The sequence below is a fragment of the Streptomyces sp. NPDC034043 genome (assembly GCF_055575675.1).
This window is the reverse complement of sequence record NZ_JBVISF010000004.1, coordinates 301140-314106: the sequence shown is the minus strand read 5'-3', so window position 1 is coordinate 314106 and position 12967 is coordinate 301140. Positions and strand designations below refer to the sequence as shown.

The following is a 12967-nucleotide window of genomic DNA, read 5'->3' as shown; positions in this document are numbered from 1 at the left end:
GGAGGGATCAGAGTGCTGGGCGTGGGGAACGAGATGCGCAGTATCGGCGAGATGGCCCGGGACAGCGGACTGGGCGTGAGCGCGCTGCGGTTCTACGACGGCGCCGGGGTGCTGGTCCCGGACCGGGTGGATCCGGTGAGCGGATACCGCTGGTACGGGCCCGGGCAGTTGGAGGAGGCGCGCCTGCTGGCCCGTCTGCGCCGGGCCGGGATGCCGCTGGCCGACATCCGGCTGGTGACCGCCGGCTGGGCCGGGGGCGACACCGCGCTGGTGCTGAAGCTGCTCCGGGAGCACCTGCTCCGGCTGGAGCGGGGGCTTTCCGATGCGCGCGGCGAGTTCTCCATGGTCCGCGCCCTTCTCGATTCCAGGGAGATCACCATGATTCCGGCCTCCGCCGACACCCGCACCGTCCGCCTGACCCTGTCCGGACCCGCACTGGCCGCCGCGCTGGACGCGGTCCGGTTCGCGGCGAGTACCGATCCGGAACTGCCGATGCTCGGCGGGGTCCTCTTCGACATCGAGGGCCGGACGCTGCGGGTGGTGGCCACCGACCGCTACCGGCTGGCCGTCTCCGGGACCGGGATCACCGGCTCCGCGGGGTACGACGGCTCCCGCGTCCAGGCCGTCGTCCCGTCCCCGCTGGTCGACGCGATGCGGGCGCTGCTCGGTGACGGCGGGCCCGTGGAGCTGGTGGTCGAGGGGGACAGGGTGGTCCTGGAGGCCGGGGAGCGGCAGGCGGGCGGGCGGTGCGCCGGGGACGGCTTCCCCGATTACCGGCGGCTCGTACGGCTGCCCGCCGGGCGCCGGGCCGTGGTGGACGTGGCCGCGTTCCGGGAGGCCCTGCGCGGCGGGCCCGTGCGGAGCCAGGTGCGGGAGCAGGACGGTGCGGCGTACGACGTGAGCGTGCTGGAGGTGACGGACGGGGGCACGGCGACGGTCTGCGCCCAGCTCTCGGCGGGGAACGGGACCGGGGACCGGATCGTGGACGGGACGGGGGACCGGGCCGGGGACCGCATCGGGGTGAACCGCGCCTTCCTGCTGGAGGCCCTGGCCGCCGGGGACCGGGACCGCCTGGTCCTGGAGGCCGGCACGGGCACCACGCCCCTGACGGTCCGCCGGAGCGACGACGAGGAGACGTACTCGCTGCTCATGCCGGTGCGCGTGGAGGACTGAGCCCGGCCGTCCCGCGCCCGGGGCTGCTCCGGCAGTCCCGGGCGCGGGCGCGGGAGCGGGGATCAGCCGAGGGCCAGGCTGATCTGGTTGTCGAAGACCACCCAGTTCTGCCCTCGGTCGGCGGCGTCGCAGGGCTTCGTGGTGATCTTGGGGGTGCCCCAGGCGTTGGCGAGGCAGTACCCCGGGGCGAAGGCGAGGGAGATCGTCTGACCCGAGACGTTCCAGTACTGCCCCTGGTCGTTGGGGTTGCACGGCTTCGTCGAGACGTCCGGGGTGCCCCAGTTGTTGGCCAGACAGTAGCCGCGCGCGTCGGTGAGGGAGATCTGATGGCCCGAGAGGGTCCATTGCTGTCCCCGGTCGGCGGCGTCACACGGCTTCGAGGAGATGTCGGCGGTCCCCCAGGTGTTGGCGAGGCAGTACCGGCCGGGGACGGCGGCCTGCTGGACGGTGCCCGCCGCCGCCCCGCCGGCCGGCAGGAGGGAAATGGTCAGGGCGAGCGTGGTGAGGGCGAGCGTCTTGCGGAGGGCGGTTGCCATGATGCGGATTCCATTCTCGACGCAGGCAGGAGTGGTTCACCCAAGCCAAAAGGAGGGAGTCATCCGGCTCGATCACGAGCACACCGAATTGATACCAGCGATCACCGGCCGGTCAATTGGATGGGACGACCACTCCACCCGTAACGAGCAGTCGGCAGATGATCCGATGACCCTCGACCGGCGAATCGACTCCCGTACGGGCGCACAACAGCCGCCCCGCCCACCTGCCAGAATGGCCGAAAACCCATGGTCGACACGCCGGGTCCACCCTGCGCCACACCCCTGCGCAGGGCGGGCCCGATTTTCAGTCGCGCCGCCGATATGACGAAACGTTCCTCACCCGGAATTTCCGCTACACCCCGTCTCAACGGCGGGTGCGATATCAAGCCGAACACATACATCGGTTAAATCGGGAGCGAATTCCTACGCCACCCGGAGGGCCGCGGAAAGGCCGGGGAGGGAATCAGCCGAGGCGTACACGGTCCTCGCGTCGACCACCCCGGCGGCACCGAGGTCGAGGCGTACGGGTGGATCCAGGTGAACGGCGACCTCCAGGGAGTCGCTCACCGAGCAGGCCACCGCCTCCGGCTCGCCCGGCACGGGACGCGGCCCCCGGCCGTCCACGGTACGCACCACCGGCGACACGGACCGGACCGCCGAGCGCGGCAGCGTCACGTCCCCGAGGAACCCGGTCCGCAGGACCAGCCGCTCCGCGTCCACCTCGTGCGGGTGCCGGAGCAGCGTGGCCACCAGGGCGAACCCGGCCAGCACCAGCAGCACCTCCACCGCCGCGTGCACGGGCCGGACCGGGGGCGGCAGCATCGAGGACAGCAGGAACCCGGTCACGGCCTCCATCGCGGCCAGGGTCAGCAGCAGTTGCCGCACCCCGGACGAATGCCTCACCCCCTGCGCGGCCGGGCGCCGCAGCAGTACGTCCGCCAGCGACCGGACCCACACCCGCACGATCCCGCCCCAACTCGGCCTGGCCGTCACCGTCCCTGTCCCCCGGCCCGTCGCGGTCACGCGGCCCCCACCCCTTCCCGTCGGTCATCTCCCTCCAGCGTCAGGGGAGTGCGCACGGGACGAAAGTGACAAACGTCAGCGTTGCGGCAGCACGGCCCAGGTCCGCGTCGCGCCACCGGGTTCCCGGGAGGGACCGACGCCCGATTCCCCGCCGTGGACGCGGACGGCAACAGCCGCATCGCGGTCGCGGGACAGGAAGACCGCCCCCTGACCGGCAGCCGCACAGCACTGTCGGCGCTGATCCGGGACATCAAGTCCGGCAAGGCCGATCACCTGCTCGGCTGGCTCCGGCGGCGCCCCGCACCCGCGCCCGGTATCCCCGTATCCCCACCGTTCGCCGCCCGGCACGGGTGGACGTAGCGTCGTAGTAGCTGCCGTTCCCCTGAGGTCGTCGCCATCCGGGAGTCGCAGGGCCGTCATCCCGGCCGCACAGGATCCCGGAGCGCCGCGGTGGGAATCGCCCGGCCGGGTCGCCAGGAGCCGTCCGGCCGATCAGGCTCACACCCTTCAGCACCCTCCGGAGGATCCCCGATGGAAGGATTCAACGCCAAGGACGGTCGTCGCGCCGTGCCGCTGTCCGGCGCGGCCGCGCCGGACAGCACCGCGAGCGCCGCCGTCGAGGTCGAAGGCGGTTCGGTCCGGGCCGGCGGCGGCACGGCGGCAGCGCCCGCCCCGCCGGTGAACCGGTCCGTGAGCGGCTACGGCAACAACCTCGAACACCCCGCGCGCGGGGCCGCCGGCGCGGCCTTCCTGCGACGCGCCCCCGTCGGGTACGACGACGGCGTGAGCGCCCCGGCCGGCGCCGGGCGGCCGAGCGCCCGGGCGGTCAGCAACATCGTGTGCCGGCAGGAGGCCGACACCCTCAACGCCCAGCGCCTGACGGACCTGACCTGGATGTGGGGGCAGTTCCTCAACCACGACGTCAACCTCATCGCAGCCGCGGATCCACTGGAGAGGATCGGCATCCCCGTGCCCGCCGACGACACCGCGTTCCCGCCGGGCAGCCAGATCCCCCTCACGCGCTCGGCGTACGACCCGTCCACCGGTGCCGGACGGCGCAACCCGCGGCAGCAGCTCGACGGCTCCAACTCGTACTTCGACGCCAGCCAGGTGTACGGCCCGGACGAGGGCCGCGCCGCGGCGCTGCGAGCCGTCCAGAACCTCGGGCCGATAGCGGTCTACACCAGCGCCCTGAAGACCAGCACCGGCGTTGACGGTCCGGCCCTGCCGCTGAACACGGCCGGACTGTTCAACCAGACGGTCGGGCCGGCGGCCGGCTTCTTCCTGGCCGGCGACGAGCGGGCCAACACCGGGTACGGCCTGATGAGCATCCACACGCTGTTCGTCCGGGAGCACAACCGGCTGGCCGCGCTGATCGCCGCCGAGCGCCCCACGGCCACGGCCGAGCAGGTCTACCAGCACGCCCGCAAGTGGGTCGGCGCGCTGATCGGGGCGATCACCTTCCAGGAGTTCGTCCCCGCGATCCTGGGCCCGAACGCGATCGCCCCGTACGCCGGCTACGACCCGCGCGTGGACCCCACCATGAGCGCCGAGTTCGCCACGTTCGGCTTCCGGTTCGGCCACTCGATGCTCTCCCCCGACCTGCTGATCGTGGGCGACGACGGCAAAGTCCTGCAGACCGTGCCGCATGCCAAGGCACTGCTCAACATCGGCATCGTCAACGAGTACGGCATCGGGCCGGTGTTCAAGGGCTTCGCGTCGCAGATCATGCAGGAGGTCGATGTCTCGGTGATCGAGGCGATGCGTAGCATCCAGCTGACCGGCGCGCCGCCGCTGGACCTGGTGGCCGTGGACATCCAGCGCGCCCGCGACCACGGGATCCCGGACTACAACCGGTGCCGCGAGGCGTACGGGCTGCCCCCGCGCCGCACGTTCGCCGAGCTGACGCCGGACCCGGCGGTACAGGCGAAGCTGAGCGCCGCGTACGGCGACGTCTGCCTGGTCGACCCGCTGATCGGCGGGCTGGCGGAGCCGCACGTGCCGGGTACGGCGTTCGGTCCGCTGTTCACGGCGGTCATCACCGACCAGCTCACCCGCACCCGGGCCGGCGACCGGCTCTGGTTCGAGAACGACCCGGCCCTCACGCCGGCCGAGGTGGCCGCGGTCAAGAGCACGAGGATGTCGGACGTGATCAAGCGGAACACGCAGATCTCGAACATCCAGGACGACGTCTTCCACTTGCCGGTCTGATGGGCTTCCCCCGCGTCGGGAGCCGGGCTGCTAGCCGGTGGCGCCGCGGGGGAAGGTGATCTCGACGCGGCGGTTCTTCTTGCGGCCCTCTTCGGTGCTGTTGTCGGCGATCGGGTAGTCCTCGCTGTAGCCGCGGACGTCGTAGGTCACGCCGGGGCTGGTGACGGTCTTGGCCAGCTCGGCCTGGACGGCGTCGGCGCGCTGCTTGGAGAGCTCCTTGCCGTGCTCGTAGCTGCCCTGGTCGTCGGTGAAGCCGAAGACGCGGATGCGGGTGGCTTTCTGGGTGTTGATCTCCTGCGCGATGGCCTGGATGCGGGAGGCGGCCTGGGCGTTGAAGACGGCGCTGTTCTCGGGGAAGAGGACCTCGGACTGCAGGGCCATCATGACGTTCTGGTTGGTCTCCTGGCGGCGCTGCTCACCGCCGAGGTCTTCGACGACTTCGGCGATGTCGAGGACCTTGATGGGGGCCAGGGTGCCGCCCTGGGGGATCTTGAGACCGGGGGCGTTCGGGTCGACCTGCACGGGCGCGGCGGAGGTGGGTTCCGTTCCCGGCGGTACGGACGGCTTGGGGTCGTCGGCGTAGGCGGCGGTGGCGCCGATCAGGTGGGTGCCGGCGATGACGAGCCCGGCGACGGCTGTGGCTGCGACTACGCGGTGGCGTTTTGTCATGGGGTCACCCCGAGAGTTTGACGGTGGCCGGAGCGAAGGTAGGCAGATTGAACTCCACTTCAGTGGTGCTGGCTGGAGGTGCGGGAAACTGCGCGAAGAACGGCACCGTTTGACCGGCAGCCACGCTGGACACACCTGACGTGCACAAGCACCGGGACTCGGTATCTCGCAGAACGTAGTAGCGCTTCTTGCCCGCCTTGTCGACGAAGGTAGCTCCGGCCACCGATTCACCGGCCCCGTTCAGTTCAACACCACGCCAGGACACGGTGTCGGTGAACGTCTCGGCGCCCGTGTTCTTGATCTGCCCACTGATCGTGATGTATCCTCCGGCATCGCGCTTGGCCGAAGTGACATCCAAGACCATGCCCTGTTGGCCCTTCAGTGTGGCGATCACCACAGCTGGCGCAGGTGTCTGGCCAGCAGCCTGCGAGGTTGAAGCGTTTCCGGCTCCCTGGGACTGTGACTCTGGGGCCTTGGGGGAAGCGCCCTGCTTGTCGTCGCCGCTTCCGCACCCGGCTAGTGCGATGGACAGGACCGCCGCAAGCGCTAGGGTCGCTCCCCTGCGGGTCTTTACCGTCTGCCGAATGCTCATCTGTGCTTCCTTGTGGGATGGTTTGAGGTCAGCCGCTCAAGCGCACGTCGAACAGCGTCCGTGCCAAGGTGCGCCAAAGATCAGGCTTCGCGGGGTCGAAGGTGATTTTCTTCCCCCCTTTGCACTCGATCTTTACCGGCCCCGGCAACTTCGGAGGCGGGCTGCCCGTCGGTGGTGGGCTCTCTCCCGCAGAAGGCGTGGGCGTGGGACTGGGTGTCACCACTGCCCCCAGTTGACAGCGCGGTTCGATCACCGCAGTTGCGTCAGCCGTCCCCTTCATGTCTTCAGTTCCGGGAAGAACCGAACTCCCAACGGACCGCTTTGTACTGACAGCCACTTTGAAGCTGAGAACGCCGGCGGTGCAGGATGCCGTAGCGCCGTTGCTCTCAGCAAAGTCGGCAGCCTTCCCACAGGATCCTGTGGAATCGAGCCTGTCCCCCGTGAGGATCTGCTCCCAATCCATGGGCTTCAGCTCAGCGAGGACCACACCTGGGAGCAAGTGGTCACGCATGTCCTGAGCGGCAGCCAACGCGGCTGCATCCGCAGCACCCTGCGCATCACTGCGGGTAACCGATGCCTGACCAATGACGAAAAGCGCGAGCGCGGCGAAGAGGAGGCCTGCGATCACGACGATATAAACGGGGAACGCTTGGCCGCGGTCCTGCTCCACCCTCCTGCGTAGGCTCATTAGCCAGCTTTGATCTTGTTCACGGCATCCTTGATTCGCTTTGTGATTTCCGCCCCGATGCCCGAACCGACGATCGCACCGATGATCACCACCACCACCAGGATGATGCCCAGGTACTCGAACGCGGTCTGCCCCCGGTCGAGGTTCGCGTAGCGCTTGCGGATCCGGGTCACCGTCGTGTCCGTCCAGCCGTTGACCCGTACCTTCGCCTCGACGGAGACCTTCAGCAGCGTGTTGTTCGACATGGGGGATCCCTCCCGGTCCGGTTCCGCAGTCGATTCGCGGACGGTACGGGGAGTGACGGGTGATGACCAAGGGTCCCGGGGCCCAAATACGGTCCCATTGCGCACGGTGTCTACCCATGACCAGTCACTCCCGGACGGGCGGTTCCCAGCCAGCGGGCTATCGCTTCGCTGCGGCTGGTGCTCTGGAGCTTCGCGAAGATGCGGTTGATGTGGTTCTTGACCGTCTTCTCGCTGATGAAGCAGGCGCCGGCGATCTGTTGGTTGTTCATGCCGGACGCGATCAGGTCCATGATCTCCACCTCACGCGAACTCAGGCCGAACACAACGGAGTTGTGCATGCGCTCCGTCGACTGTGCCACAGAAGGTTGCGTTTGCGAAGAGGACCGGAGTTCCGCGAGGACGGCGGTGGCGGCCGTCGGGGTGAAGTGGGCGCGGCCGGCGTGGATGTCACGGACCGCGCGTACCAGGTCGTCGGCGGTGAACTCGCCGTGGATCAGGTAGCCGCCCGCGCCCAGGAGGAGGGCTTCGCGGACGACCTCCGCCTCCTGGCTGTACGTCAGCATCAGGACCGGCGCCAGGCACACCAGGTGCGGCAGCGCCGAGATGCCGTCCACCCCCGGCATCCGGACGTCCAGCAGGATCACGTCCGGGGCGTGGATCCGGGTCAGGTGCAGGGCCTCGCGGCCGTCGCGGGCCTGGGCCACCACGCGGAGGTCCCCCGCCGTGGCCAGCAGCGCGCTCAGGCCCGCCCGTACCACCGGGTTGTCGTCGGCGATCAGGACGTCGATCGGCGTCGTGGGGGTCGTCGGGGTCATCGGATCCCCTCCAGCGGGAGCGAGAGACGGACGCGGGTGCCGGGGCGGCCCGCCGGGCGGGGTCCGAGGGAGAGGGCGGCTCCGATCGCCGCCGCGCGTTCCCGCATGCCAAGCACGCCGAAGTGGCCCCCGGAGGGCAGCCGCGCCGGCAGGCCGCGGCCGTCGTCCTCCACCGAGACGGTGAGGTGCGTGCCGGTCACCGACACCGTCAGCAGGGTTTCGGTGGCCTCCGCGTGGCGGCGTGCGTTCTCCACCGCCTCCGCGGCCACCGACAGGATGTGTCCCGCCACGGCCGGAGGCAGCGCGGGCAGCTCCCCCGACACCCGGACCTCCGCGTCCAGTGCGCGCAGCGCCGGCAGCAGGGGGACCTCCTCGGCGCGCCGCAGGTCCGTGAGCAGGGCACGGGACTCCAAAGCCGCGCGGCGGGCCGCCGCGGCCACCTGTTCGGCCTGGTGGCGTAGGGCGGCGGGGTCCGTCGTGCGGGACAGGGCGTCGGCGCTGAGCGCGAGGCCGTGCAGGGTCTTGGACACCGAGTCGTGCATCTCCCGCGCCAGCCGTTCTCGCTCCTCCCGGACCGCCTCGGCCGCCGCCAGCCGCGCCCGCGTCTGCGACAGGCGGAAGAGGAAGTCGCGTACGGAGGAGCCGGCCGCGCCCGACAGGACGCAGAGCAGGGAGAGGGCCAGGCCGCCGCCGAGGGCCGCCACCACCACCGTCTGCGCCGCCGCGAACACCGCGGAGCCCCGCCAGCCGTAGACCAGCCCGGCCAGCAGCGGTGTGCCGAGGGCGACGAGCCCCAGCGGGGAGGAGGGGGTTGCGGTGATCAGCAGCAGGGCGCCCACCGCCATGTCCGCCGCCAGCAGCCAGCGGTGGCGCAGCAGCAGCGGCCCGAAGCGCTCCCAGTCGCGGTAGAGGGCGTAGGAGAGGGTGAAGGTGCCCACCACCGCGCCCGCGACCAGGTACACCGGGACGCCCGGCGCCGTACGGCCCAGGGCCAGGGGGGCGCCGAGGGGGATCATGACCAGCCGTACCGCGAACACCTGGCGGCACAGGGCCTGGAGGGCGTTGGCTTCCAGGCGCATGGCTCAGCCGCCTCCCAGCAGGGCGCCGAAGTCGACGTTCGCGCCGTAGACGAAGCCGCAGACCAGCAGGATCAGGGTGCCGGGCAGCATGAACATCGTCACCGCGAAGGTGGCCTTGGGGACGGCCCGGGCGGCACGCCTGCGGGCGTTCTGGGCGTCGGTGCGCCGCATGTCCTCGGCGATGGCGATCAGGGTGTCCACGATCGGGGAGCCGAGCTCCTCGCCCTGCTGCAGCGCCGTGACGAACTGGGCGACCTGTTCGCTGTCGTTGCGGCGGCGCAGTTCGTCGAAGGCCTGGCGGCGGCTGACGCCCATGTCCAGCTGCTGGAGGGTGATGCGGACCTCGTCCGCCCAGGGGCCCTCGTACTTGCCCGCGACGCGTTCGAGGGCCTGGCGGAAGCCGAGGCCCGCGCTGACGACGACCGCGAGGACGTCGAGGAAGTCCGGCAGGGTGCGCTCGATGTTGTCGCGCCGGATCCGGATCGCCGACCACAGCCCGGCCTCGATCCAGAACAGTCCGAAGGCCACCATGAGCAGCGCCGGGATGAGCTTGCCGTTGAGCAGCATCGCGAAGGCGCCGACTCCGCCCAGGAAGCCGTAGACCGCGCGCCGGGCGGCGTACCGGTCGATGGTGAGGCCGGCCGGGTTGCCGGCCATGTCGATCTGGCGGCGCTTTCGGGCCACCTGCTTGGGCCCCATCAGCCGCAGCACCAGCGGTGCCCAGCGGATGCCGAGCCGGTCGACGGCCGAGCCGACGGCGGTCGTACGCGTGGCGCCGACCTCCAGGGCGAGGGCGAGGTCGGTCGGGAGTTCGACGTCGGCGCGGTAGAGCCGGACGCCGTGGAGGATCCCGAAGACGGAGAGGGCGGCGGCCAGGGCCAGGAGGAAGGGCAGGTAGGTGTTCATCGCGGCCGGCCCCTCAGACGTCGATCTTCGACAGGCGGCGGATGAGGACGAAGCCGAGCGTGAAGAGGCCGAGCGCCACCAGCACCGCCGTCTGTCCGATGAGGGCGCCCGTCATCCGGTCCAGCGCGCCCGGCATCATCAGGTCGACGAGGAGCAGCGAGCCGAGGCCGATGGCGGGGACCAGGTACGCGGTGACCGTGACCTGCGAGAGCTGCGTACGGATCTCCCTGCGCGTCTCCTTGCGCTGCTCCAGGGTCACGGTCAGGTTCCGCAGGCTGCCTACGATGGCGCCGCCCGCCCGCGCCGACAGGACGAGGGTGGAGACGAGGACGACCAGCTCCCTTGACGGCAGCCGCTCGACGATCTCCCCGAGCGCCTCCTCGATGGAGTGGCCGACCGCGAGCCGGTCCGTGACCCGGGACAGCTCCTCCCCGGCCGGCGCCTCCAGTTCCTCCGCGGCGATCCCGATGGCGGTGCGCAGGGCGAGCCCGGCCTGGGTGGCGTTGGCGAGGATGCGGGCCAGCTCGGGCAGCTGGTTGATGAACCGCTCCGTGCGCCGGGCGCGCTGCCAGTTGAGGAAGGCGTTGGCGGCCCAGAGCCCGATCAGGCCGGCCACCGGGCCGAAGAAGGGCGCGAGGAGGGAGGCGGAGACCAGCCAGGTCCCGGCGACCGCCATCAGCATGTAGACGAAGAACTCGCCCGGGGTGACGTCCAGGCCGGTGGTCGCGAGCTTCAGCTCGATGCGCCGGCCCAGCTTCGTCCTGCGCAGGCGCCGGTCGACGCCCTGGAAGCGGCGTCTGCGGCCGGTGGCCTCGGGGGTGCCCTCCGCGGAGAGCCGGTCGACGAGGGCGGCGCGCTGGGCGAGGCCGGCCGAGTACGCGTGCACCCCGAGGGAGACGAGGAGTCCCGCCAGCAGGGTGGCGCCGAGGGTGAGGAGGACGAGGTGGGTCACAGCACGGTCCGGGAGGTCAGCGGGTCGAGGTAGTCCTCCGGTGCTACCCCGAAGGCCTGGGGGATGGGCTGGTTGCTCATGTAGAGGCGCTCCGCGATCCGGCGGGGCAGCGGGGCGTAGGCGAAGTAGCCGTGCACGCGTCCGTCGGCCCCCATGGGCTGGGCGATGTAGCGGCACACGGTGGTGATCCGGAACGGCTCGCGGCCGTGGGAGTCGAGGATGGAGATCTCCGTGATGCGGCGCGAGCCGTCGCCGAAGCGGGTGAGCTGGACGATGACGTTGACGGCGCTGTTGATCTGGTCCTGGAGGGCCTCGAAGGGGATCTCGACCTCGGACATGGAGGCGAGGGTCTGGAGGCGCATCAGGGCGTCCTGCGAGCTGTTGGCGTGGACGGTGGCGAGGGAGCCGTCGTGGCCGGTGGACATCGCCTGGAGCATGTCGAGGGTCTCGCCGCCGCGGACCTCGCCGACGATGATGCGGTCGGGGCGCATGCGCAGGGAGTTGCGTACGAGGTCGCGGATGGTGATCTGCCCCTTGCCCTCGACGTTCGCCGGGCGGGATTCGAGGCGGATGACGTGGGCCTGCTGGAGCTGGAGTTCGGCGGAGTCCTCGATGGTGATGACGCGCTCGCCCTCCGGGATCAGGCCGGAGAGGGCGTTGAGGAGGGTGGTCTTGCCGGTGCCGGTGGCGCCCGAGACGATCAGGTTCATCTTCGCCTGGACCAGCCCGGAGAGCAGGAGCAGCATCTGTTCGTCGAGGGAGCCGAGGGCGATCATCTCGTGCAGGGTGAAGGCGCGCGGGAAGCGGCGGATCGTGAGGGTCGCGCCGGTGAGGGAGAGCGGCGGGATGATGACGTTGACGCGCTCGCCGCTGGGCAGGCGCGCGTCGACCATCGGATTGGCCTCGTCCACGCGGCGGTTGACGGTGGAGACGATGCGCTCGATGGTCTGCATCAGCTGCTCGTGCGAGGCGAAGCGGATCGGGAGCTGCTCGACCCGGCCGGAGCGCTCGACGAAGATCTGGTCGGGGCCGTTGACCATGATCTCGGAGATGGAGGCGTCTTCGAGGAGCGGTTCGAGCACGCCGAGGCCGAGCGCCTCGTCGACGACGCGGCGGATCAGCTGGGCGCGCTCGGCGGTGGAGAGGACGGGCCCCTCGCGGCTGATGATGTGCCCCAGGACGCGCTCCAGGCGCGCCCGGCGCTCGGCGGGCGCGAGCGCGGACATCTCGGCGAGGTCGATCTCCTCCAGCAGCTTGGCGCGGTAGGAGGAGACGAGCCGGCCGTCCTCGCGGGGGCCGTGGCGGTCGTCGGGGGTGCTGACCCGGGAACGCAGGCTCATGGTCACGGTCCCTTCGGGTCGTCGTCGGGCATGACGGCGGTGGCAATGGCGTCCGGGACGTCCAGTCCGGGCACGATGGTGTTGACCTCGATCTTCACGGTGGCGGTGACCGCGTCGGCGCCCGCGGCCACGGTGATGGTCGCCGGGAGTCCTTCGCGGATCGCGGCGCGTCCGGCCGCCTCGCCCCGGCCCCGGTGCTGGGCCTCCACGCGGGCCGCCGTCCGCGCGGCGGTGTCCGCCTGTTCGTGGACGTACGCGATCCAGCCCAGCTGGATCCCGCACAGCGCGACGAACAGCAGGATCGGCACGAAGCCGATGTACTCCAGGGCCACCTGGCCCCGGTCGGAGCGGATGTTCCGTAGTCTCATGTCACTCCTCCCGCTCCATCGCCGCGCCGCCCTTGCCGTCGATCCGCCCGAAGTCGAGGCCGGGGAAGAGCACGGGGATGCCGAGGCTGACCCTCGCGGTGTAGACGTCCCCGGCCCGGCCGCACTCGACCTCCGGTCCCCACGCGCCCCCGATGTGCTCGACGGCGGCCGCCTCGCACGCCACCTTGCCCTTGACCGCCCCCGCCCGCGCCGCCTCGTCGGCCGCGTTCCCGGCCAGGGAGAACGCGTACCCGATCAGTACGCACTCCCACACCGCCGCCACGAGCAGCAGGATCAGCGGCACCACGCCGACGAACTCCACGGCCACCTGGCCCCGGTCCCGGCCCCGCTCGCCCCGCCGGCCCCGCAC

General features: G+C 71.0%; 16 protein-coding genes. 3 read left to right on the top strand and 13 right to left on the bottom strand.

Annotated features, from left to right (window positions below):
- Positions 1-21 precede the first annotated feature (21 nt).
- A complete protein-coding gene (locus ACZ51S_RS12735) occupies positions 22-1173 on the top strand; it encodes a DNA polymerase III subunit beta family protein (RefSeq protein WP_468475535.1) in 1152 nt (383 codons plus the stop codon).
- A 62-nt stretch (positions 1174-1235) separates the two neighbouring features.
- Here the strand turns inward: ACZ51S_RS12735 and ACZ51S_RS12730 are convergent, their stop codons facing one another.
- Positions 1236-1709: a ricin-type beta-trefoil lectin domain protein gene (locus tag ACZ51S_RS12730; protein ID WP_468960707.1), complete on the bottom strand. Its 474-nt coding sequence runs from the start codon at positions 1707-1709 to the stop codon at positions 1236-1238.
- A 423-nt stretch (positions 1710-2132) separates the two neighbouring features.
- Positions 2133-2702, bottom strand: a complete 570-nt coding sequence (locus ACZ51S_RS12725) for a hypothetical protein (protein ID WP_468960705.1) — start codon at positions 2700-2702, stop codon at positions 2133-2135.
- 183 nt (positions 2703-2885) lie between these two features.
- Here ACZ51S_RS12725 and ACZ51S_RS12720 point away from each other — a divergent pair, with 183 nt between their 5' ends.
- Complete coding sequence (locus tag ACZ51S_RS12720) at positions 2886-3092, top strand: hypothetical protein (RefSeq protein WP_468475608.1); 207 nt, start codon at positions 2886-2888, stop codon at positions 3090-3092.
- A 171-nt stretch (positions 3093-3263) separates the two neighbouring features.
- Positions 3264-4943 carry a peroxidase family protein gene (locus tag ACZ51S_RS12715; RefSeq protein ID WP_468960702.1) on the top strand — a complete coding sequence of 560 codons (1680 nt, stop codon included), beginning with the start codon at positions 3264-3266 and terminating at the stop codon, positions 4941-4943.
- A gap of 30 nt (positions 4944-4973) precedes the next feature.
- On the opposite strand, the gene ACZ51S_RS12710 is transcribed toward ACZ51S_RS12715, so the two are convergent.
- The 11 genes from ACZ51S_RS12710 to ACZ51S_RS12660 form a co-directional block, all read right to left on the bottom strand.
- Complete coding sequence (locus ACZ51S_RS12710; protein ID WP_468960700.1) at positions 4974-5612, bottom strand: OmpA family protein; 639 nt, start codon at positions 5610-5612, stop codon at positions 4974-4976.
- Positions 5613-5616: 4 nt separating this feature from the next.
- Positions 5617-6006: a hypothetical protein gene (locus ACZ51S_RS12705; RefSeq protein WP_468960698.1), complete on the bottom strand. Its 390-nt coding sequence runs from the start codon at positions 6004-6006 to the stop codon at positions 5617-5619.
- Positions 6007-6232: 226 nt separating this feature from the next.
- Entirely contained in the window at positions 6233-6874 is a 642-nt protein-coding gene (locus tag ACZ51S_RS12700) for a pilus assembly protein TadG-related protein (protein ID WP_468960695.1), read from the bottom strand.
- 17 nt (positions 6875-6891) lie between these two features.
- Positions 6892-7137: a hypothetical protein gene (locus ACZ51S_RS12695; protein WP_468960693.1), complete on the bottom strand. Its 246-nt coding sequence runs from the start codon at positions 7135-7137 to the stop codon at positions 6892-6894.
- 110 nt (positions 7138-7247) lie between these two features.
- Entirely contained in the window at positions 7248-7952 is a 705-nt protein-coding gene (locus tag ACZ51S_RS12690; RefSeq protein WP_468475527.1) for a response regulator, read from the bottom strand.
- Positions 7949-9031, bottom strand: a complete 1083-nt coding sequence (locus tag ACZ51S_RS12685) for a sensor histidine kinase (protein WP_468475526.1) — start codon at positions 9029-9031, stop codon at positions 7949-7951. The genes ACZ51S_RS12690 and ACZ51S_RS12685 overlap by 4 nt, the downstream gene beginning before the upstream one ends.
- 3 nt (positions 9032-9034) lie before the next feature.
- Positions 9035-9925: a DUF5936 domain-containing protein gene (locus ACZ51S_RS12680; protein WP_468960813.1), complete on the bottom strand. Its 891-nt coding sequence runs from the start codon at positions 9923-9925 to the stop codon at positions 9035-9037.
- 25 nt (positions 9926-9950) lie between these two features.
- A complete protein-coding gene (locus ACZ51S_RS12675) occupies positions 9951-10889 on the bottom strand; it encodes a type II secretion system F family protein (RefSeq protein WP_468475524.1) in 939 nt (312 codons plus the stop codon).
- The gene (locus tag ACZ51S_RS12670) at positions 10886-12229 is read right to left on the bottom strand and encodes a CpaF family protein (RefSeq protein ID WP_467891405.1); all 1344 of its coding nucleotides are present in this window, start codon (positions 12227-12229) and stop codon (positions 10886-10888) included. The genes ACZ51S_RS12675 and ACZ51S_RS12670 overlap by 4 nt, the downstream gene beginning before the upstream one ends.
- Positions 12230-12231: 2 nt before the next feature.
- A complete protein-coding gene (locus ACZ51S_RS12665; protein WP_468960691.1) occupies positions 12232-12597 on the bottom strand; it encodes a TadE/TadG family type IV pilus assembly protein in 366 nt (121 codons plus the stop codon).
- A gap of 1 nt (position 12598) precedes the next feature.
- Positions 12599-12967 carry a TadE/TadG family type IV pilus assembly protein gene (locus tag ACZ51S_RS12660; RefSeq protein WP_468960689.1) on the bottom strand — a complete coding sequence of 123 codons (369 nt, stop codon included), beginning with the start codon at positions 12965-12967 and terminating at the stop codon, positions 12599-12601.